This is a genomic window from Vibrio marisflavi CECT 7928, assembly GCF_921294215.1.
Classification (GTDB): Bacteria; Pseudomonadota; Gammaproteobacteria; order Enterobacterales; family Vibrionaceae; genus Vibrio; species Vibrio marisflavi.
Map to the genome: position 1 here is coordinate 648,064 of NZ_CAKLDM010000002.1, position 20,768 is coordinate 668,831.

The 20,768-nt window shown below is 43.1% G+C and carries 15 protein-coding genes; 9 read left to right on the forward strand and 6 right to left on the reverse strand.

The genetic code is table 11. The features are described 5' to 3' along the window. Nucleotides 1–28: 28 nt before the first annotated feature. The 3 genes from L7A31_RS09735 to L7A31_RS09745 form a co-directional block, all read right to left on the reverse strand. Nucleotides 29–667 (reverse strand): YchE family NAAT transporter, encoded by a 639-nt coding sequence (locus tag L7A31_RS09735; RefSeq protein WP_237361320.1) that lies wholly within the window; start codon nt 665–667, stop codon nt 29–31. A 135-nt stretch (nt 668–802) separates the two neighbouring features. Then, nucleotides 803–1,522: a response regulator gene (locus tag L7A31_RS09740; RefSeq protein ID WP_237361321.1), complete on the reverse strand. Its 720-nt coding sequence runs from the start codon at nt 1,520–1,522 to the stop codon at nt 803–805. A 14-nt stretch (nt 1,523–1,536) separates the two neighbouring features. Further along, a complete protein-coding gene (locus L7A31_RS09745; RefSeq protein WP_237363543.1) occupies nt 1,537–4,866 on the reverse strand; it encodes an ATP-binding protein in 3,330 nt (1,109 codons plus the stop codon). 543 nt (nt 4,867–5,409) lie between these two features. Between L7A31_RS09745 and adhE the strand changes: the two genes are divergently transcribed. Beyond that, nucleotides 5,410–8,127, forward strand: coding sequence for a bifunctional acetaldehyde-CoA/alcohol dehydrogenase (gene adhE, locus L7A31_RS09750; RefSeq protein ID WP_237361322.1), 2,718 nt, complete (start codon nt 5,410–5,412; stop codon nt 8,125–8,127). Between the two features lie 459 nt (nt 8,128–8,586). Here the strand turns inward: adhE and L7A31_RS09755 are convergent, their stop codons facing one another. Continuing rightward, the gene (locus L7A31_RS09755; RefSeq protein WP_237361323.1) at nt 8,587–10,146 is read right to left on the reverse strand and encodes a SulP family inorganic anion transporter; all 1,560 of its coding nucleotides are present in this window, start codon (nt 10,144–10,146) and stop codon (nt 8,587–8,589) included. Nucleotides 10,147–10,475: 329 nt separating this feature from the next. Next, nucleotides 10,476–13,415, reverse strand: a complete 2,940-nt coding sequence (gene rne, locus L7A31_RS09760) for a ribonuclease E (RefSeq protein WP_237361324.1) — start codon at nt 13,413–13,415, stop codon at nt 10,476–10,478. Nucleotides 13,416–14,012: 597 nt separating this feature from the next. Between rne and rluC the strand changes: the two genes are divergently transcribed. Next, nucleotides 14,013–14,960 carry a 23S rRNA pseudouridine(955/2504/2580) synthase RluC gene (rluC, locus tag L7A31_RS09765; RefSeq protein WP_237361325.1) on the forward strand — a complete coding sequence of 316 codons (948 nt, stop codon included), beginning with the start codon at nt 14,013–14,015 and terminating at the stop codon, nt 14,958–14,960. Nucleotides 14,961–14,992: 32 nt separating this feature from the next. Here rluC and L7A31_RS09770 read toward each other — a convergent pair whose 3' ends face one another. Further along, nucleotides 14,993–15,574: a Maf family protein gene (locus L7A31_RS09770; RefSeq protein WP_237361326.1), complete on the reverse strand. Its 582-nt coding sequence runs from the start codon at nt 15,572–15,574 to the stop codon at nt 14,993–14,995. Nucleotides 15,575–15,721: 147 nt separating this feature from the next. On the opposite strand from L7A31_RS09770, the gene yceD reads away from it, so the two are divergent. The 7 genes from yceD to acpP all read left to right on the forward strand — a co-directional run bounded on the left by yceD (nt 15,722) and on the right by acpP (nt 20,693). Beyond that, on the forward strand, nt 15,722–16,246 hold the full coding sequence (gene yceD / locus L7A31_RS09775; protein ID WP_237361327.1) for a 23S rRNA accumulation protein YceD: 525 nt from the start codon (nt 15,722–15,724) through the stop codon (nt 16,244–16,246). A 32-nt stretch (nt 16,247–16,278) separates the two neighbouring features. Then, nucleotides 16,279–16,449 (forward strand): 50S ribosomal protein L32, encoded by a 171-nt coding sequence (rpmF, locus tag L7A31_RS09780; RefSeq protein ID WP_014232495.1) that lies wholly within the window; start codon nt 16,279–16,281, stop codon nt 16,447–16,449. A 9-nt stretch (nt 16,450–16,458) separates the two neighbouring features. Beyond that, complete coding sequence (gene plsX / locus L7A31_RS09785) at nt 16,459–17,505, forward strand: phosphate acyltransferase PlsX (RefSeq protein ID WP_237361328.1); 1,047 nt, start codon at nt 16,459–16,461, stop codon at nt 17,503–17,505. A 9-nt stretch (nt 17,506–17,514) separates the two neighbouring features. Beyond that, entirely contained in the window at nt 17,515–18,465 is a 951-nt protein-coding gene (locus tag L7A31_RS09790; protein WP_237361329.1) for a beta-ketoacyl-ACP synthase III, read from the forward strand. Nucleotides 18,466–18,551: 86 nt separating this feature from the next. Next, on the forward strand, nt 18,552–19,478 hold the full coding sequence (fabD, locus tag L7A31_RS09795) for an ACP S-malonyltransferase (RefSeq protein WP_237361330.1): 927 nt from the start codon (nt 18,552–18,554) through the stop codon (nt 19,476–19,478). 18 nt (nt 19,479–19,496) lie between these two features. After that, entirely contained in the window at nt 19,497–20,231 is a 735-nt protein-coding gene (gene fabG, locus L7A31_RS09800; RefSeq protein WP_237363544.1) for a 3-oxoacyl-ACP reductase FabG, read from the forward strand. Nucleotides 20,232–20,459: 228 nt separating this feature from the next. Next, nucleotides 20,460–20,693, forward strand: coding sequence for an acyl carrier protein (gene acpP, locus L7A31_RS09805; protein WP_004406112.1), 234 nt, complete (start codon nt 20,460–20,462; stop codon nt 20,691–20,693). The last annotated feature ends 75 nt before the right edge of the window (nt 20,694–20,768 follow it).

Below are 20,768 nucleotides of genomic sequence, written 5' to 3' on the forward strand. Positions count from 1 at the left end.
GCCTAGCTTCACTTTTATGTTCGACAGCTTACGCTAAACCAGGAAGAAGTTGTTTTAAACCTTCAACGATAAATTGGATACCCAGAGCTCCCAATATCAAACCCATGATCCGCGTAATGACGTTTATTCCCGTTTGCCCGCAAAACTTAACAATGTAGGGCGCAGATCGAAATAGCAGCCACGTACAAAAACAAAATGCGCTGATGGTCATGATGATCCCAAGTGTATCTAGGGTAGTTGGATACTTTGAGCCGTAGACTATTGTCGAGCTTATTGCGCCCGGTCCGGCCATTAGAGGCATCGCAAGTGGAACTACACCTATTTGCTCTCGGCTGACATATTCCGACTTCTCTTGTTTGTTTTGTTTGTCTTCACCAAGCTTACCGCTCATCATCGAGAATGCGATGCTTAAAAGCAGCAGTCCACCCGCGACTCGGAAAGAGTCCAAAGAAATACTGAACATATCTAGTAGCATCTGGCCGCCGAGAAGGGATATCACGAGAATGACGGCGACGGCAAAGTTAGCAGTTAAAGCCGTCTTGTTTTTTTCCTCCTCAGACATATGAGTCGTCAAAGAAACAAAGACAGGCATTACACCAACAGGATTAACGGCTGCGACTAAGCCTAAAAAAAATTGAAGAAAAATAGCAGTCTCTACAGGGGACATAGCTTTAGACTCGACAAAATTAGTTATCTAAATGGTTGGTCTTATTTAGATATACAAATAATCAATACATAGAGCCGTATTGTATTCTAGTTTCTATTTTAGTACGAGAAATATAGTTTTTTATAAATTAGTAAGTTAGGTATTGTTAGCCGCTTTTTTCTGATCAACGCGAACTCTTATGTCTCCCAATTCAATGATGCTGCTTAGCTCGTACAGACGATGTAGCAACTTGCCATTTAACTGTGTTCCAGCCTTAAGCAAGCACCCCCCGTTTATCATGCACAAATCATCCACAAGGGTCATGCCCTCTTTTAAATCTGCCATCTTACGTGGTGTGAAGTATTCGCATTGTACTTCCTGGTTTTGTTCTGGGGACTTCTTAGCCGATTTTCCTTTATTTTCCTCTAACCTGACTGTGGTATTCACGCTTTCATACAAATGTTGTTGATAAAGCACCCGTGGCTGAGAAACTGCCAGTTTAATTTTGTCTTGAGCGTTTTTGACGGTGATTGGTTTTACCAAAAAGGAGTCTATTTCTAACGTCATGCAAGCAGACACGGTAGCGGCATCAGAAAGACATGTCACAGCGATGATGTGTGTGTGAATATCGCAACCTGTTTTACCTAGTCGTATGGATTTTATCAATTCCAATCCGTTAACTTCAGGCATATTGATATCGGTAATAATCAAATCAACGGAGTAGCAATTGAGCTTTTCGATGGCATCTGCACCATTTTCAGCTGCCAACACCTTTTTGTAGCCGCTGCGCATTAACATGTTTACAAAGGCTTTGCGTGAAAACACATGATCTTCAACAACCATAATAGTAAATTTTTTGGGCTCGAAGTTGTCCATAGCGCCACATCCTTCTATTCTATTATCGAGTGTTCTTGTAAGTACGATTTAAGCTTGTCTAGTTCCGTCTTTCCATTTGCGACGGTTTTTTCTAGATGAGGCCAGTCTTTCTCTAATGCCGTGTTTTGCAGCTCTTCGAATGTTGAAGCTATCGTTTCTGCTCCAGCAGAGCGAGCTGCTCCTTTCGCTGCATGTGCTAGTTGTTGCAATTTTTGCTCGTCTTCTTCTTCAAGGGCACGGTCAATTTCCTCAACGTCACTAATGACCGATTCCCAGTATCCTTGTAAGAGTGGGTACACAATATCATCGTCAGACGTACCTAAAATATCTTCTAGAGACTGCATACAAATCGGTGATTCAGGCTTATCAGTGGCTCTAGTGATTTCATGTTCCACTTTAGCTTCAGCATTCTCCACTTCTACAATGGGTTCTTCTACTTCGTCGACTATTACAGCATCATTGGATCTTTCTGGTCTAGGCGAGATATGTAACCACTTTTTAACGCAACCACCTAGCGTTTTAAGCTCGACAGGCTTAGCTAGATAGTCATCCATTCCCGAGGATAAACATTGATCAGAAGCATCAGCGAGAGCGTTAGCTGTAATGGCGATGATAGGAGTATGCCCCAAGGATCGGTCTTGGTGCTCAGCGTTTCGTACGCTCAGTGCCAACTCGTAGCCATCCATAACCGGCATGTGACAATCAGTCAGAATAAGATCGAAATGTTTCGATTGCCATTTTGTTAACGCGTCTTGGCCGTGTACGGCCATTTCACACTCGAACCCTAAGAAGTTTAGCTGGCGTTTCATTACATCACGGTTAGTAGGCTGGTCATCGACAACGAGAATCAAGCCCATTTCACTACCAACAGGGGTTTGCTCTATTTGTTCATTGGAATCTTCAAGTACTTCAGGAGTGCGTTTGCCAGTGACTATGGCAATATGGTTGATAAGTTCACTGGGCTTAAAAGGTTTACATGCATACGGGTAGAGTCCTGTATGTTGCATTGATTCTTCAGGACTAGCATTTTGAGTCATTCTTATAAATTTGTAATCGCTTGAGATAACCTCTTTTAGTCCCTTGAGTTCTTCGGCTACTTTTTGTAGATCAACGTCTGGCCCCAATACAATAATGTTGTACGGATTGTAGTTGTTTTCTGCATACTCTAGTACGAATCTAGCTCTACTAAACGAAGAGACGAAGGTTGTTTCACATTCATAACCTTTTAGGGTTCGCTTACATGCCTCCACCAAGCTCTTATCATTGGTAACAAAAAGTAGTTTGTTACCTAACATATCTTCGCAGTCTGTGTGTTTGGGTTGGTTTTCAACTTCAACAAAAGGAATATGGATTGTAAATGTACTGCCTACACCATATTCGCTGCGTACACCGATATCACCACCCATGAGCTCGAGTAGAGTTTTGGTAATAGACAAGCCTAAGCCTGTTCCGCCAAACAGCCGAGTCGTGCTGGTATCAGCCTGCGTGAAAGCGTTGAACAGCTTTAACATCTGCTCGTCGGTCATGCCTATACCATTGTCGCTAACAGTAATCTCGATTTGGGGTGAAGCACCGTTTGCTTTATATTCAGCATGTATGCAGACTAAACCACTGGTATTGTTTTGCCCGTCAGTAAATTTAACAGCGTTGCCAACTATATTGAGGAGAATTTGGCTCAAGCGAACGCTGTCACTCATGACGACTCGTGGCAGATTTGCACTGTAGGTGGCGTATAAGTCGATACCCTTTTTGCTTGCTTGTAAACCAAGGACATCTAAGGTTCTTTCTACAACCATAGGTAGCTCAACGGGAACACTTTCTAGTGACATTTGTCCCGCTTCGATTTTGGAAAAGTCAAGGATATCGTTAATGATATGCAGTAGTGTCAGTGCTGAGTCCTTAATAGTTCTGACCATATTGTGTTGCTCACCGGTCATATCGCTTTCACTAAGCAGACTCAACATACCCACAACACCATTCATTGGCGTCCGGATTTCATGACTCATATTCGCAAGGAACATTGATTTTGCTTCATTTGCTGCTTGTGCAATTTCGCTTTCATGACGCAAAAAATCCTGGGCATTTTTCTCTTTGGTAATATCGATGTTGATACCACCCATCCCAATAGGGGTATTTGAATCGCTGTCAAAAATAATATCTGCAGCTGCTCTTATCCAGCGTACTTCTCCAGCAGGAAGTTGAATTCTAAATTCAGCGTTAAATTGGGTTAAGGTGTCTTTAGCATGAGCAAGCGCTGTTTCTGCGGCTTCAGCGTCTTCAGGTAGAACAGCTTTTTTCCACGTATCGTAATTTGGAACGCAAGTCTCGGGTGATAGCCCGTATATCTCATACATTCTCTCGTCCCATTCAACATCATCGGTCAAAAAGTTCCAGTTCCAAATTCCTATGCCGCCCGCTTTGGTTGCGAGGTTGAAGCGACGGACAGACTCTTCGAGCTCTGATTGACTCTTTTGTAGCTCTTGCTCGGTCATTTTATAATTGGTCAAGTCTCTAAGAATCAAAATGAAGAAGTCTTGACTATTTAATTGAACTCTACGCACATAACCGACGAGAGGTATGGTATTGGTATTTGCTTGCACTCCAACTAGACCATTAATCTCAAGCTCTTTGTGTGAAAATGATGAAGAGTCGTCGATCTGTAGCGAATCTATGTCAAGATTCAGCAGTAGTTTGTCGAGGCTAATGCTTGCCAATGTATCGATGTCGTAACCGAAAAGTTCCAATGCTGGTTCGTTCGCATCAACGATACATTGATTGTTATCAATCAGAATCATACTGTCTAGCGCGTTCTGAAATAACGCTTGCATTTGAGATTCGTGTTCAGAAATTTGGTTGGCTTGAACAGACAAAGAGTGATGTAACTTATCGTTCGAAACTTTGAGTTTTAATTGGGTATCTTTTAAATCAGAGATATCCGTCTGAGTGAGTACAATATACGTAGGATCATTTTGCTTATCTTGTAATGGGTCAAGATGAAGTGTTATCCAATGCTTTTCGTCACCACCGATTATAGGGATGGTGATGGACTTTGCTTCTTTAGTTGCAAGCGCTTGTTTTAGCTGTCGCCAATCTCCCTCAGAGCAAATTGATTGGTATAACGACGATACGTTTTGACCAATGATGTCACTGCTATTTAAGTTAAAGAAATCTTGAATCGACTGATTTGCGTACAAAATAAAGTTGGAATCTGGGTTATTGTCGCACACCAATATTCCGTCGCTGACGCTATCCAATACACTACTTCTAAATAGCGACTCTGGTATGCGATTTTGTGAATCAATGCCAAATGATTTCCCTAAGCGAGACTTAATCCAGTTCCACACGTTAGCCAACCTTGCTCTCCATTCCTTATTATTAAAACAATTTATAGTAGTTGATTGTTAATTGCTATGTGACATGCATATAAGTGTAGGCTTAATTCCTGTTAGGTAAAGAGAAACAGCGGTATTCCGAGTCTATTCCTCAGCCATTCGACAATGACGAATATTCAAAACTTGAGCAAGATCAAAGAATGTTTAGCAGTGAAACCTTAATGTTGCTGCAGCACGTAAAATGCCGCTTACATGAAAAAAACTTACGTAAGTGTGTTGTTTAATAAGTACAGGCTTTTAGTTTTTTTTGTAGTATTTTATGTGGTAAAAGCGAAGTGTAGTGTAAGTGATAAGCCTCGGTTTTTATTAGCTTGAAGATAATGATGACAGATAACTGAAAGAATATTTCACACCTGATCTGAGTCAATATTTTTTGCAACATGAAACAATATAATCAAAAACGTGAAAGCAATTTACTAAGACTCCTGTTTTAAAATCATATGCAGTTAGCTTAATAAAAAGTTTTTAATATTTTATTTATTTAGGAGATACAATATGCCTGTAACTAACTTAGCTGAATTAGACGCACTCGTGACTCGCGTTAAAGCAGCGCAAGAAGAGTTCGCAACTTTTTCTCAAGAGAAAGTAGATGCAATCTTCCGCGCAGCTTCTCTAGCAGCTAACCAAGCTCGTATTCCTTTGGCACAGCAAGCTGTTGAAGAAACGGGTATGGGTATTGTCGAAGATAAGGTAATCAAGAACCACTTTGCTTCAGAGTTCATCTACAACCAATATAAAGATGACAAAACTTGTGGTGTTCTAGAAGAAAACGACAGCATGGGTACAATGACAATCGCTGAGCCTGTTGGCATCATCTGTGGTATTGTTCCAACTACTAACCCAACATCTACTGCAATTTTCAAATCTCTAATCTCTCTTAAAACTCGTAACGGCATCATCTTCTCGCCACACCCACGTGCGAAGCATTCAACTAACGATGCAGCGAAACTAGTACTTGATGCAGCAGTAGAAGCAGGCGCTCCAAAAGACATCATCGGTTGGATTGATGAGCCTTCTGTAGAGCTTTCTAATGCGCTAATGAAGCATGACGGTATTGCACTTATCCTTGCTACTGGTGGCCCAGGCATGGTTAAAGCAGCGTACTCTTCAGGTAAGCCAGCAATCGGTGTAGGTGCAGGTAACGTACCAGTTGTTATTGATGAAACAGCAGACATCAAACGTGCAGTAGCTTCTGTTCTTATGTCTAAAACTTTCGACAACGGTGTTGTTTGTGCTTCTGAGCAAGCAGTTATCGTTATGGACGAAGTATATGACGAAGTAAAAGAGCGTTTTGCTTCTCACAAAGCTCACGTACTAAACAAAGCTGATGCAGACAAAGTACGTAAAGTATTGCTTATCGATGGTGCGCTAAACGCGAAAATCGTTGGTCAGCCAGCGACTAAAATTGCTGAAATGGCAGGCGTTTCTGTTCCAGCAGATACTAAGATCCTTGTCGGTGAAGGTATCGGTGAAGTATCTTATGATGACGAATTCGCTCATGAGAAACTATCTCCAACTCTTGGCATGTTCCGTGCGTCTTCTTTCGAAAACGCAGTAGCTCAAGCTGAGAAAATGGTTGAAATTGGTGGTATCGGTCATACTTCGGGCCTATACACAAACCAAGATGTTAACGCTGACCGTATTCGTTACTTTGGCGACAAGCTTAAAACAGCTCGTATCCTAATCAACATCCCTACTACTCACGGTGGTATCGGTGACCTTTATAACTTCAACGTAGCACCATCATTGACTCTAGGTTGTGGTTCTTGGGGTGGTAACTCAATCTCTGAAAACGTTGGTCCTAAGCACTTAATCAATAAGAAAACTGTTGCTAAGCGAGCTGAAAACATGTTGTGGCACAAACTTCCTAAGTCAATTTACTTCCGTCGTGGTAGCCTTCCAATCGCTCTAGGTGACTTAGAAGATAAGAAACGTGCGTTCCTAGTAACTGACCGCTTCCTATTCAACAACGGCTATGCTGATGAAATTGAAAGATTGCTAAAAGAGCAAGGCATGGAAGTTCAAACATTCTTTGATGTTGAAGCAGATCCAACTCTATCTGTAGTAGAGAAAGGTGCTGAAGCAATGAAGAGCTTCCAACCAGATGTTGTTCTAGCTCTAGGTGGCGGTTCACCAATGGATGCTGCGAAAATCATGTGGGTAATGTACGAGCACCCAGAAACTCACTTCGAAGAACTAGCAATGCGCTTTATGGACATCCGTAAACGTATCTACAAGTTCCCTAAAATGGGTGAGAAAGCAGAGTTAGTATGTATCACTACTACTTCTGGTACTGGTTCTGAAGTAACACCATTCGCAGTTGTGACTGACGACAAAACTGGTGCTAAGTACCCTCTAGCTGACTACGAGCTAACACCAAACATGGCTATCGTTGACGCTAACTTAGTAATGAATATGCCTAAGTCTCTAACAGCATTTGGTGGTTACGATGCAATCACTCACGCTCTAGAAGCTTACGTATCTGTTCTTGCGAACGAGTACTCAGACGGTCAAGCTCTACAAGCTCTTAAGATGCTTAAAGAGTACCTACCATCAAGCTACAAAAATGGTGCAAACGACCCAATCGCTCGTGAAAAAGTTCACAATGCAGCGACTATCGCCGGTGTTGCGTTTGCGAACGCTTTCCTAGGTGTATGTCACTCTATGGCACACAAAATTGGTAACGCGTTCCACTTGCCACACGGCCTAGCTAACGCTCTACTAATTTCTAACGTAGTTCGTTACAACGCTAACGACAACCCAACTAAGCAAACTGCATTCTCTCAGTACGACCGTCCACAAGCACGTCGTCGTTATGCTGAAGTTGCAGATCACCTAGGTCTATCTCAGGCTGGTGACCGTACGGCTCAGAAAATTGAGCGTCTACTAGCTTGGTTAGAAGAGATGAAGCGTGAGCTAGATATCCCAACTTCAATCAAAGACGCAGGCGTAAACGAAGCGGACTTCCTTGCTCAACTAGATACTCTATCTGTTGACGCATTCGATGACCAATGTACAGGTGCAAACCCTCGTTACCCTCTAATCTCTGAGCTAAAAGAAGTTCTAACGGATTCTTACTACGGTAAGGCATACGTTGAAGGTGAAACTTTCGAAGGTACTTCAGTTATCGTTAAGAAAGATGACCAAAAGCCAGCAGAAAAAACTAAAGTGAAAGCAGAAGCTAAATCTAAAAAAGAGAAAGCTGAAGCTTAATCAAGTTTAGATAAATAATTTGCTTAAGGCCCTTACTTCGTAAGGGCCTTTTTTTATCTTTAATATTCGGCCTAGCATAAGGAGTTCTAGTCGTTTGGATTCGTTTTTGTGCATTCCTGTAAGAAACGTTATTCGGTGTTTAGGACTCGGTTTTAGAACGTTTAGGGAGACAATTAAGATTCTTTGGTCGGTAACTTGGATAGGGTCTTAAAACTAATCTAGGGTGCTGAACCTAAACCTAAACCTAAACCTAAGCTTTAAAGGCAAGTGCTCAAATCAGTTTGAACATGCTGTGATATGAAATCATCTGAGCTACAGCTTTAGTTGCATGGCGATTTGAAAGGTTGGAAGGATAAAGCTTAAAAAGCTAGCCCTGAGTCCTACTTTGGTTTTCTGTTCAGTAGGTAAAAAAATACCGCCAAAGTGGCGGTACTTTAAATCTACCTTAAACTGCAATTACTAACCAGCGAGAACGTCGGTAGCAACTTTATAACTTGGGTCTTCTTTTACGTTGATTTCTACTAGGCTGCCAGCTTTGTGCAGTAGTGCTCGGCAATCTTGGCTCAGGTGCCTTAAGTGAAGAGTTTTACCTTGAGCGCTGTAGCGCTCTGCAATTGTCTCGATGGCATCAATCGCTGAGTGATCGGCAACCCTTGAATTCGCGAAGTCGACGATAACGTCTTCTGGGTCGTTGACCGCATCAAACAGCTCTAAGAAATTCGCCGATGAGCCAAAAAAGATCGGGCCGTTGATATGATATTCCTTTGAGCCTTCTTCGTTGATGCTACTTGAAGCATAGATATGTTTCGCGTGATCCCATGCAAACATTAACGCGGAAACAATGACACCAACCGCTACAGCCATGGCTAAATCGGTCATGACCGTAACCACAGTTACCAAAACAATCACGAAAAAGTCTTTCTTTGGTACTCGGCGTGCAAACTTAAATGTGGCCCATTCAAACGTACCAATTACGACCATAAACATAACGCCAACTAGAGCAGCTAGAGGAATCATTTCGATCAATGCAGAAGTGAATAGGATAAAGCAAAGTAGGGCAACGGCAGCAACAAAGCCAGAAAGTCGTCCACGACCACCAGAATTTACGTTGATCATTGACTGGCCAATCATCGCACAACCACCCATCGCTCCGAAGAAAGAACAAGTAACGTTAGCAAGGCCTTGCCCTATACATTCTTTGTTAGATTTACCACGAGTATTTGTTATTTCATCTATTACTGTTAGCGTTAGCAATGATTCAATAAGACCAATAGCGGCTAGGATAATTGCATATGGAACGATCACTTTAAGTGTATCCAAAGTCATCGGGACAGAAGGAATAGAGAAGGTAGGTAAGTCTCCTGCCAGTGTCGCATTCGGGTTGTGCGTCATTGTTCTTAAGAAGTCAACGACTGTACGAGTATCTAAACCGAAGAAGTGAACAATTAGAGTGACGATGATGATCGCTGCAAGTGAAGAAGGTACTGCTGTGGTTAGCTTTGGCAAAAAGAAAATAATCGCCATGGTTAGCGCAACCAAAGCTAGCATTATCATCATCTGATCATGCGGTAGCCACGTTAAAGCACCGGTTAAGTCAGCAGCTTTGAACTGACCTAATTGAGCTAGGAAAATAACGATAGCTAATCCGTTAACAAAACCGATCATCACTGGATAAGGCACCATTCGGATAAACTTACCTAGCTTAAATACACCTGCTGAAATCTGCAGAATACCCGCTAACAGTATTGTAACGAACAGGTATTGAATACCATGAGCTGCAACAAGGGACACCATAACCACAGCCATCGAGCCAGTCGCGCCTGAAATCATGCCTGGGCGTCCACCGAATAGTGAGGTAACAAGACCAACAATAAAGGCTGCATAGAGCCCGACCATTGGGTCAACCCCGGCAACAAAGGCAAATGCCACTGCTTCAGGCACCAATGCGAGTGCAACCGTCAATCCTGAGAGAACGTCATTCTTGAGCGATTGCTTAGAAAGTTGTGAAAAATCAAACATGTTATGTGCCGTCTTATATCCTGTTAGGTATCTGTATAAGCTTCAGAAATATTGCTGAGCTAGCTTTATACGCTATCTAGCCAAGCTGCTTCTATCTCTGTAACTGTAAGTTCTGATTGTAATGTGAGTGATATTTAAACTATATCAGGCAAATTATAGGTGAATATGACAGAGTGTTGATGGCTTGATATAGGAATTAAGTGGGCAAATCCTACCCAAAACTGTGACCGACTTCAATAATGACCTGATAGTTAAATTATTTAGTTTGTGAATAAATAGAAGAAGGTCACCTAAGGTGACCTTCTTAATTAGCTTATGAGCCTAGGGTGTTAAAAGCTTTGGGGCTTCGCCATTTCAGAGCCCGCTTGATTGCGAGCCACTTGGCTTCCTGCGCCTTTCGCTACGTACCTTTCTGTTCTAAACGGTGCCGCATTTACTTGAATTTCTTTCAATTCTTGCGGGCCAGGAGCTTTTGCCATCGGCGATGAAGCATGTGATTGCAAAGCTTCAGGAACTAGAATTTGTGACTCTTCCAATTCGATCTTAGCTTCAGTGCTTTTTTCAACACGTGCGGGCTCGGGTTTAGATACTTTAGCTGGTGCCTCTGCGACGCTCACTACCGCATTGCTTGCAGTAGCAACAGTTGGTTGAGCTACTTCTTGAGGCGCAATAGGTGCTTTAACTGCTTCTACCGTTGCTTCAGAGTTTGCTTGAGGCTTTTCATTCTTAACAACTTGCACTTCAGGGCGAGCAATCACGACTTTGCCCATTGCCATCTCAGGGCAAGCAACACCGCCTAGTTGAGGTTTGATAACCTCAATTGTCTCCTTCTGCACAACAGCTTCTTGCTTATTGTTTTTAGCTAAATCATAGCGAGGCATAACTTTACCCATCGCCATCTCTGGAGAAGCAACACCACCTTTACGCAAACGGAATGGGTTAGGGCGTCTATCGCGTCCACGACGTCTACGCTGGCCATTTGCTCTTAAGTGACGAGGTGAACGACGGCTACGACGTTGTTTTGGCTCTTCCTTCTTCACTTCGACTTGGTTATTAGCTTGCTCAAGATTCACAGTTTCTACTGTCTCTTCAGCTTGTTTTGCTGTCTCGACCTTATTCGCTTGTGATGCGTTTTTCGAAGCTTGCTGGTCTTTAACACGAACTTGTTTATTTAGCTTACGTCTTTGGCGTTTCTCTTTAACCTTCGCAGCTTTTTCTTCAGGAGCTTTCTCTACCTGATTAGTGCGTGCATCAGCGGCTAGCTGTTGACCTTCTTCCGCTAGCTTGTTTTGCTTAACATCATCTCGTTTGTTACGGCGATTCTGCTGTTTACGATTTTGCTGTTTGTTTTCTTTATTTGCCGTATTGTCTTGTCCGTCACGCTTGTTACGACGTTCTTTATCACGGTTAGTGTCTTGAGCAGTATTGCGTCTGCGCTGGTCGTTACGGTCGTTACGGTTGTTACGGCGCTTCTGGTTATTATTTCTGCTCTGCTTAGTTGACTCTTGTTGCTTAGGTGGCTCTTTTACAGCCTCCGGCTCTGATCCAAATAGAGCGCGACCTAGGGCTTTGAAGAATCGGCTAACTAGGCCTGGCTTGCTTTTCTCTTCTGCTTTCTGGGCTGTGCTTGCAGCAGGGCTTGGCTTTGGCGCTTTTTGAGCTGGGGACGCAAAACCTTTAAGAGCAGGCTCTTCGATTTTCTTCGCTTTAACTTCAGTCTCGGCAACTTCTTTACTTTCAGCTTCCTTCATAGCCTCTAGTTTCTTAGGAACTAGGTAAGAAAGCAGATCTTGCTCTTCGCCATCTCTTACACGGATCACTTCGAAGTGCGGAGTTTCCATGTCAGAGTTAGGAACGATAGTTATCTTAACTTGTTGGTTCTTCTCAATGTGGTTTACTGAGCGACGCTTTTCATTTAGAAGGTAAGAAGCGATTGGAACCGGAACGATTGCCAATACTTGTGAAGTATTGTCTTTAAGAGCTTCTTCTTCGATAAGGCGCAAAACTGATAGCGCTAGTGATTCATTGTCACGAACCACACCTGTACCACTACAACGAGGACAAATATGATGGCTTGCTTCTGCTAGTGAAGGGCTCAAACGCTGGCGGGACATTTCGAGCAGACCAAATCGAGAGATGCGGCCAATTTGAACGCGAGCTCTATCTAATCGAACAGAGTCACGCAAGCGGTTTTCTACTTCACGCTGGTGTCTTACCGGAGTCATATCGATGAAATCGATAACAACCAAACCACCCAAGTCACGCAGACGCAGTTGGCGAGCAATTTCTTCTGCCGCTTCTAAGTTGGTATTTAGAGCGGTTTCTTCGATATCTCCACCTTTCGTCGCGCGAGCCGAGTTAATATCGATAGACGTTAAGGCTTCTGTTGGGTCGATAACGATTGAACCACCAGAAGGAAGGCGAACTTCACGCTGGAATGCAGATTCAATTTGGCTTTCGATTTGATAGTGACTAAATAGAGGCACTTCACCTTGATATTTCTTAACTCGGTTAACGAAATCAGGGCGAACTAGGCGGATATGCGCTAGTGCACGTTCGTAAATAGTGTTGCTATCGATAAGGATTTCACCAATATCACGACGCAAGTAGTCGCGAATTGCACGGACAATGACGTTACTTTCTTGGTGAATTAAGAATGGTGCAGGGTTAGATTCTGAAGCCTGTTTAATTGCACCCCAGTGATTGAGTAAAACGTTTAAATCCCACTCTAGTTCTTCTGCACTTTTACCAACACCAGCAGTACGGACAATCAGGCCCATGCCTTGAGGCAACTCTAAAGAGCTTAACGCCGCTTTTAGCTGAGTTCTTTCTTCGCCCTCAATGCGACGAGAAATACCGCCAGCACGCGGGTTATTTGGCATTAGGACTAAGTAGCTGCCGGCAAGAGAGATAAAAGTAGTAAGAGCAGCGCCTTTGCTACCGCGCTCTTCTTTCTCAACTTGTACGATAACTTCTTGTCCTTCCTCTAACACTTCTTTAATGCTAGGGCGGCCTTGGTAAGTATATCCTTCAGGGAAGTATTCGCGGGCAACCTCTTTTAAAGGTAGGAATCCGTGTCTTTCAGCGCCGTAATCGACGAAAGCAGCTTCAAGGCTAGGTTCTATGCGGGTGATACGTCCTTTGTATATGTTTGCCTTCTTAGATTCGTGTCCAGGACTTTCAATATCTAGATCAAATAGCTTTTGGCCATCGACCAAGGCAACACGCAACTCTTCTTTTTGAGTTGCGTTAATCAACATTCTTTTCATTAAAATTCTCGTAAAATCTTTTCGTTGTCGTAATTATTATCTTGCCCACTTTTCATCTTGTACGGTGCCTGATCCCATGGCTATAGCAATGCAGCCTCACGGCTGGAAGGGGATGCTCTAAGGGCACTTCAGTCTCACAAACAAGTACGCCTGTGAGCCGCAAATAGTGCGGATAATACTCAACATATAAGATGGCGAGTAGAAGCCAGCAAGTTAGCTCAGTTTGAACATGTCTTACGCCATATGCTGCATATCAAGATCTGAGGAAGTCTACTCAACTAAGTTGCTTTAAAATGCTAGGTGGTGATTAAAAAATAACCTAAAACACTTATAACAGCAGTGAACTATAGCAGCGCAGAGTTCACACAGCAATCTGCTTTGTTATAAACAGCGTGAAAATCTCACATATAAAAAAAGCTAAAATCGGTATCTATTTGGATTTTAAGCGCTAGATCATACTTTTTATGATTGGCGGTGATTTTGTGTCGAATGTTATCCACAGCACTCGTAAGTTGTAAAAGTGACGAAATTTCTTCTGTGTAGATAAAGCAGAAAGAAAAAGTGATACCAGTAAGCATCCAATGTTACAATCGCCGCATGAGTGAGATAAAAACAAAAGTCCAGTTCATCGAAATAGATGAAGATATGGCTGGACAGCGTATTGATAACTTTCTGCGCAATCAACTAAAAGGCTTGCCCAAAAGCGTCGTATATAAAATTGTTCGTAAAGGGGAAGTGAGAGTTAATAAAAAAAGAATTAAGGTTGAGTATAAGCTATGTGCAGGAGACGTAGTACGAGTCCCGCCAGTGACTTTAGAGCAATCCTCTGCTCAGCCTGAAGTGAGCACTAAACTTAATAAAGTAGCGGAACTTGAATCCAATATTCTTTATGAAGACGAGCATCTATTAGTACTGAATAAACCTTCTGGTACGGCGGTACACGGTGGTAGTGGTCTTAAGTTCGGAGCAATTGAAGCATTGCGAGCATTACGTCCTCAAGCTCGCTTCTTAGAATTGGTTCACCGGATTGATAGAGATACCTCAGGTATTTTATTGGTTGCAAAGAAGCGCTCGGCATTGCGCCACTTGCAAGCTCAGTTTCGCGAGAAAACCGTCAAGAAGTTCTACTTTGCATTGGTCATGGGGCGTTGGAAGAACAGCTGTAAAGTTGTCAAAGCGCCTTTGAAGAAGAACGAAGTAAACAGTATCGTCAGGGTTAATCCCGATGGTAAACCGTCTGAAACGCGATTTAAGATACTTGAAGCTTTTTCAGATGCAACGTTATTGCAAGCTAGCCCAATTACTGGCCGTACTCACCAAATCCGGGTACATACACAGTATACAGGTCACCCAATTGCATGGGACGACCGATACGGTGATAGAAGGTTTGATGCTTATACAGGTAAGGTTGGCTTAGATAGACTTTTCCTCCATGCCGCCAACATTAGATTCGTTCACCCCTCCAGTGAAGAGTGGATGGATATAAACGCGCCGATGGAGAAAAAGCTAGAAAGCGTTTTACAGTCGTTAAGGAATATGGTGTAAAAACAGCGTAGGGCAGTGCTTAATTGCACTGCTTATAGTATTTCGATTCCTTGATTCTCTAGAAGTGTCACTAAATCAATTAAAGGTAAGCCGATCAAACTGTTCGGATCTTTGCTTTCTATTTTGCTAAATAGTGCAATGCCTAAGCCTTCGCACTTAAAACTGCCCGCGCAATAAAACGGTTGCTCTTTGTCGACATAATTTTCAATCATTTGATCAGTTAGCTGCCGGAAATGAACCACGACAGTGTCAATAGTTTCTTCAACTTGCTGAGTAATCGTGTTGTAAACCGCTAATCCAGTATAAAATGTGATTTCTTTTCCACTTTGCTTTTTAAGTTGTTCAATCGCTTTTTCTCTTGTCAGTGGTTTACCTACGATTTTACCCTCTATAACGCACACTTGATCGCTACCAATAACAAGGCTCGGTTGAGTTATATGACAGGATTTGGCTTTGCTTATTGATAAGCGACGAACTAGCTCGGTAGGGGATTCATTTTCTTTTGGGGTTTCATCACATTGCGGAGATGCAGTAGTGAAAGGAAGCGTGAGCTTTTCTAACAATTGCTGACGGTATGGAGAAGTGGATGCAAGTACTAGTGGTAATGTAGCCATAACTTATATTGTGCAGTTTAACGACAGGCAAGATAATAGTCGACAAAGCCAAGGTGACACAATGCTTTCTGTTTAAACGAAAAAAACTTCAAGTTTTTTGCCTTTTCCTTTGACTATATTTGTCGATAAAGATAATATTCGCGCCCTATGCAAAAGGTAAAAATACCGCGAACGGTTGATCCTGCTAAAGCAGCTCAAAAAAGATTGGACTATGATGGTATCATCCAGGCTAGTCTTTTAAAGCGCTTAGAGGAATCGGTCGAAGGCGTGAAACGCGACGCGCAAGTGTCAATGTCATTTGGGTTGGATGAACAACGACTCGTAGTTATCTCTGGTAAAGCTAACGTCGAAGTCGAATTAGAATGTCAACGCTGTAATGAAGTTTTCACACATGAGTGTGAAGTCTCCTTCACTTGTACTCCCTACTATGGTGAGAAAAGTGAAGAAGAAGCACCGGAAGAGTACGATTTGGTAGATCCGAACGAGTACGGTGAGATCGACTTGATTAAGCTAGTTGAAGATGAGTTCATCTTGAATTTACCCCAAATTGCAATGCATGATGCAGCGGATTGTAGCGTTGATTCAGACAATATGGTGTTTGGTGAGATTCCAGAAGAAATTGTGGAAGAAAAGCCGAATCCATTCGATGTTTTAAAAAACTTAAAAAAGTAATTTTTTAAGCAATTAACTCAGGAGTAGGGTCCATGGCCGTACAAAAAAACCGTAAGACACGTTCTAAGCGTGGTATGCGTCGTTCACACGATGCCCTAACTACAGCAGCTTTGTCTGTAGACGCGACTTCAGGTGAGACTCACCTGCGCCACAACGTAACTGCTGAAGGTTACTACCGTGGCAAAAAGGTTATCAACAAGTAAGGTTGACCTTTGCAAAATATAACCGTTGCAGTTGATGCAATGGGCGGGGATTTCGGTCCTCGCGTTACAGTGCCTGCCGTCGTGCAGGCACTGTCGCATTTCCCAGAGCTCAAAATTATACTTGTTGGCAAACAGGGCGACATATTCGAGCACTTGTCAGATTTCGGCTATAGTTCACTATCAAAACTGGCCGAAGAGTTGGGCGATCGAATAGAGATTGTTCACTGCGACCAGGTAATATCAAATTCTTTAAAGCCTTCTCAAGCACTCAGAAAAAGTGCAGGCAGCTCTATGAATACCGCTATTGAGTGGGTTGCTAGTGAGAAAGCGGATGCCGTAGTCAGCTCGGGAAATACCGGTGCGCTCATGGCTCTATCACGCCGTCATTTGAATCTTTTGCCAGGTATCGAGCGACCAGCTTTGGTCTCTGCATTGCCGACCAAAACTGGAAATTTCACTTGGATGTTAGATCTCGGTGCAAATGTTGTCAGTAGTGAAGAGGCGTTGTTTCAGTTCTCGGTAATGGGAAGTGCCTTGGCAGAACAGCATTTAGAGCGTCAGCCAAGAGTCGCTCTACTTAATATCGGAGTTGAAGATATTAAGGGCGTCGAAAGGGTAAAGCGCTGCGCAGAACTTCTCTCTCAAACACAATCTGTGAATTATATCGGCTATATTGAAGCGAACAAACTGTTCGATGATATTGCAGATGTGATAGTGTGTGACGGTTTTACAGGTAACAGCTGCCTAAAAGCCAGTGAAGGAACCGCTCAGTTTTTTATTGAAAAGTTAACCTCTTCAATAATGTCACCTTCAATAAAAGGCTGGATTGGACGAAAACTATTCTCTGGGCTTTTGAAAGAGCTGAAACTACTGAACCCCGACCAGTATAATGGCGCAAGTTTGCTAGGATTGCGCGGAATTGTCATAAAAAGCCATGGAAGTGCTGACGTAACTGCGGTAGTCAACGCAATAGGTGAGGCAGTACACGAGGTCAAACGGCGAGTGCCAAGCCGTATACGAGATCGTTTGGAAGCAGTTTTACTCGAGAGGCATTAATAAGTCTTCATGTATAGCAAAATATTAGGTACTGGCAGCTACTTGCCATCTCAGGTGCGTTCTAACGCAGATCTAGAGAAAATGGTAGATACAAGTGATGAGTGGATCGTAGCACGCACAGGCATTAAAGAGCGCCGAATCTCTGCAGATGGTGAAACCGTCGCAGATATGGCATCTCATGCAGCACAGAATGCAATCGATATGGCGGGTATTGATAAAGATGATATCGACCTGATTATCGTTGCGACAACCAGTGGCAGTCACGCTTTTCCGTCTTCAGCTTGCCAAGTCCAAGCGAAACTTGGAATTAAAGCTTGTCCAGCGTTTGATCTAGCGGCAGCTTGTTCTGGGTTTGTTTATGGCCTATCTGTGGCTGATCAGCATATCAAGACTGGCATGTGCAAAAATGTGCTTGTTATTGGTGCTGACACATTATCAAAAACTTGTGATCCTACAGACAGATCTACAATCATTCTGTTCGGTGACGGCGCAGGTGCTGTGGTTGTAAGCGCAAGCGAAGAGCCAGGAATACTTTCAAGCCATGTATATTCAGATGGCCGCTATGGTGAGTTGCTGTGCTTGGAAATGCCAGAACGAGGTGGCAATCCAGATAAATGGTTGCACATGACGGGTAATGAAGTATTCAAAGTCGCGGTCACTCAGCTTTCTAAACTAGTGAAAGACACCCTAGCTGCGAATGGGATGGATAAATCCGAATTGGATTGGTTGGTTCCGCATCAGGCGAACCTGCGCATTATATCTGCGACAGCGAAAAAGCTATCTATGCCAATGGATCAGGTTGTAGTGACGTTAGACCGTCATGGCAATACTTCAGCTGCTACAATTCCAACGGCGCTCGATGAAGCTGTACGTGATGGCCGCATCAAACGTGGTCAAACACTTCTGCTTGAAGCGTTTGGTGGTGGCTTTACTTGGGGCTCGGCTTTAGTCAAGTTCTAACCTAGATAATGTAATCAATTAAGGTGTGCAACTGGTCTTTAGACTAATTCGCACCTTTTATTAATTTTTGCTTAAGGAAATCTAAAATGAGCAAGTTTTCTATCGTATTTCCAGGCCAAGGCTCACAAGTCGTGGGTATGCTGTCAGAGCTTGGAGAGCAATATGACGTTGTTAAACAAACTTTTTCAGAAGCGTCGGAAGCGCTAGGTTATGACCTTTGGGCTCTAGTTCAAAACGGCCCTGCAGAAGACCTAAACCAAACTTTCCGTACTCAACCAGCTCTACTTGCTTCTTCCGTCGCTATTTGGCGTGTATGGCAAGAGCAAGGCCTTGAACAACCAGCAAATCTAGCTGGCCACAGCTTAGGTGAGTACTCAGCATTAGTTTGTGCTGGCGTTATCGATTTCAAACAAGCAATTAAATTGGTTGAACTACGTGGTCAATTGATGCAAGAAGCTGTACCAGCTGGTGTTGGTGCAATGTACGCAATCATTGGTTTGGATGATGACAGTATTGCTAAAGCTTGTGAAGAAGCTGCGCAGGGTGAAGTGGTATCCCCAGTTAACTTCAACTCACCGGGCCAAGTTGTTATTGCTGGTAACAAAGCTGCCGTTGAGCGAGCGGGTGTACTTTGTAAAGAAGCGGGTGCTAAACGTGCACTGCCATTGCCAGTATCTGTGCCTTCTCACTGCGCTCTAATGAAGCCAGCTGCAGATAAACTTGCAGTAGCGCTTGAAGACATCGAGTTCAACACTCCTCAATTACCAGTCATCAACAATGTTGATGTCGTAGCAGAAACTGACCCAGCAAAAATCAAAGACGCATTGGTTCGTCAGCTTTATAGCCCAGTTCGTTGGACTGAAGGCGTGCAACTTATGAGCGAGCAAGGTGTCGAAAAACTGTTTGAGCTTGGTCCAGGTAAAGTATTAACTGGTTTGACTAAGCGCATTGTCAAAACACTTAGCGCAGCAGCCGTTAACGATGTTGCTACGCTAGACGCAGCAAAAGCGTAAAAAGGAAGAAATAAAATGATGAATCTTGAAGGTAAAATCGCGTTAGTAACAGGTGCTAGCCGCGGTATTGGCCGTTCTATTGCTGAGCTACTTGTAGAGCGCGGCGCTACTGTTATTGGTACAGCGACAAGTGAAAATGGCGCAGCAGCTATCAGTGAATACCTTGGTGAGAACGGTAAAGGCTTAGCACTAAACGTTACTGATGTTGAGTCAATCGAAGCAACACTAAAAACGATCAACGATGAGTTTGGCGCGTTAGATATCTTGGTTAACAATGCAGGTATCACACGCGATAATCTGCTTATGCGCATGAAAGATGATGAATGGACGGATATCATGGATACCAACCTAACATCTATCTTCCGTCTGTCTAAAGCAGTTCTGCGTGGCATGATGAAAAAGCGTAACGGCCGCATCATTAACGTGGGCTCTGTTGTAGGTACTATGGGTAACGCAGGCCAAACTAACTACTCAGCAGCTAAAGCTGGCGTGATTGGTTTTACGAAATCAATGGCACGTGAAGTAGCTTCTCGTGGTGTAACAGTAAACACAGTTGCACCAGGATTTATTGAAACGGATATGACAAAAGCTCTTAACGATGAGCAAAGAGCTGCTACACTATCTCAAGTGCCAGCCGGTCGCTTAGGTGATCCTCGTGAAATTGCATCAGCAGTCGCATTTTTGGCCTCTCCTGAAGCTGCGTACATCACAGGTGAAACTTTACATGTAAATGGCGGCATGTATATGGTTTAATATGCGCTAGTTGGTCATCTTTATTGATAGGGTGACCAAACTAAATGTTAAACTTTTGGCTAACATGCGCAAGAATTGTGCATGATTTAGATTAAAAATGTACTGAATTTCGGTTAAAATCGCGAAAATTGTGGTTTGACCAGCAAGGTGCCTCTTGCAACTTTCACTAGTTTGAATAAACTACGGAATCATCGCATTAGGCGACATCTGTAATAGGAAAAGAAAAAAATGAGCAACATCGAAGAACGCGTAAAGAAAATCATTGTTGAACAGCTAGGTGTAGACGAAGCAGAAGTTAAGAATGAAGCTTCTTTCGTAGATGATCTAGGTGCTGACTCTCTAGACACTGTTGAGCTAGTTATGGCTCTAGAAGAAGAGTTCGACACTGAGATTCCAGATGAAGAAGCTGAGAAGATCACAACTGTTCAAGCTGCAATCGACTACGTAAACAGCGCTCAGTAATATCTCTCCCAGGCGGCTTTCCGGCCGCCTGTGTTTTCTAAATCTTTTTTACCTTCTCAAACCTTATCAACTCCG

Coding starts and splice junctions, on each gene's coding strand:
- L7A31_RS09755 (WP_237361323.1), bottom strand. CDS start 10,146: ATGTTTGATTTTTCACAACTTTCTAAGCAATCGCTCAAGAATGACGTT.
- rne (WP_237361324.1), bottom strand. CDS start 13,415: ATGAAAAGAATGTTGATTAACGCAACTCAAAAAGAAGAGTTGCGTGTT.
- rpmF (WP_014232495.1), top strand. CDS start 16,279: ATGGCCGTACAAAAAAACCGTAAGACACGTTCTAAGCGTGGTATGCGT.
- rluC (WP_237361325.1), top strand. CDS start 14,013: ATGAGTGAGATAAAAACAAAAGTCCAGTTCATCGAAATAGATGAAGAT.
- adhE (WP_237361322.1), top strand. CDS start 5,410: ATGCCTGTAACTAACTTAGCTGAATTAGACGCACTCGTGACTCGCGTT.
- L7A31_RS09770 (WP_237361326.1), bottom strand. CDS start 15,574: ATGGCTACATTACCACTAGTACTTGCATCCACTTCTCCATACCGTCAG.
- L7A31_RS09735 (WP_237361320.1), bottom strand. CDS start 667: ATGTCCCCTGTAGAGACTGCTATTTTTCTTCAATTTTTTTTAGGCTTA.
- acpP (WP_004406112.1), top strand. CDS start 20,460: ATGAGCAACATCGAAGAACGCGTAAAGAAAATCATTGTTGAACAGCTA.
- fabD (WP_237361330.1), top strand. CDS start 18,552: ATGAGCAAGTTTTCTATCGTATTTCCAGGCCAAGGCTCACAAGTCGTG.
- yceD (WP_237361327.1), top strand. CDS start 15,722: ATGCAAAAGGTAAAAATACCGCGAACGGTTGATCCTGCTAAAGCAGCT.
- fabG (WP_237363544.1), top strand. CDS start 19,497: ATGAATCTTGAAGGTAAAATCGCGTTAGTAACAGGTGCTAGCCGCGGT.
- L7A31_RS09790 (WP_237361329.1), top strand. CDS start 17,515: ATGTATAGCAAAATATTAGGTACTGGCAGCTACTTGCCATCTCAGGTG.
- L7A31_RS09740 (WP_237361321.1), bottom strand. CDS start 1,522: ATGGACAACTTCGAGCCCAAAAAATTTACTATTATGGTTGTTGAAGAT.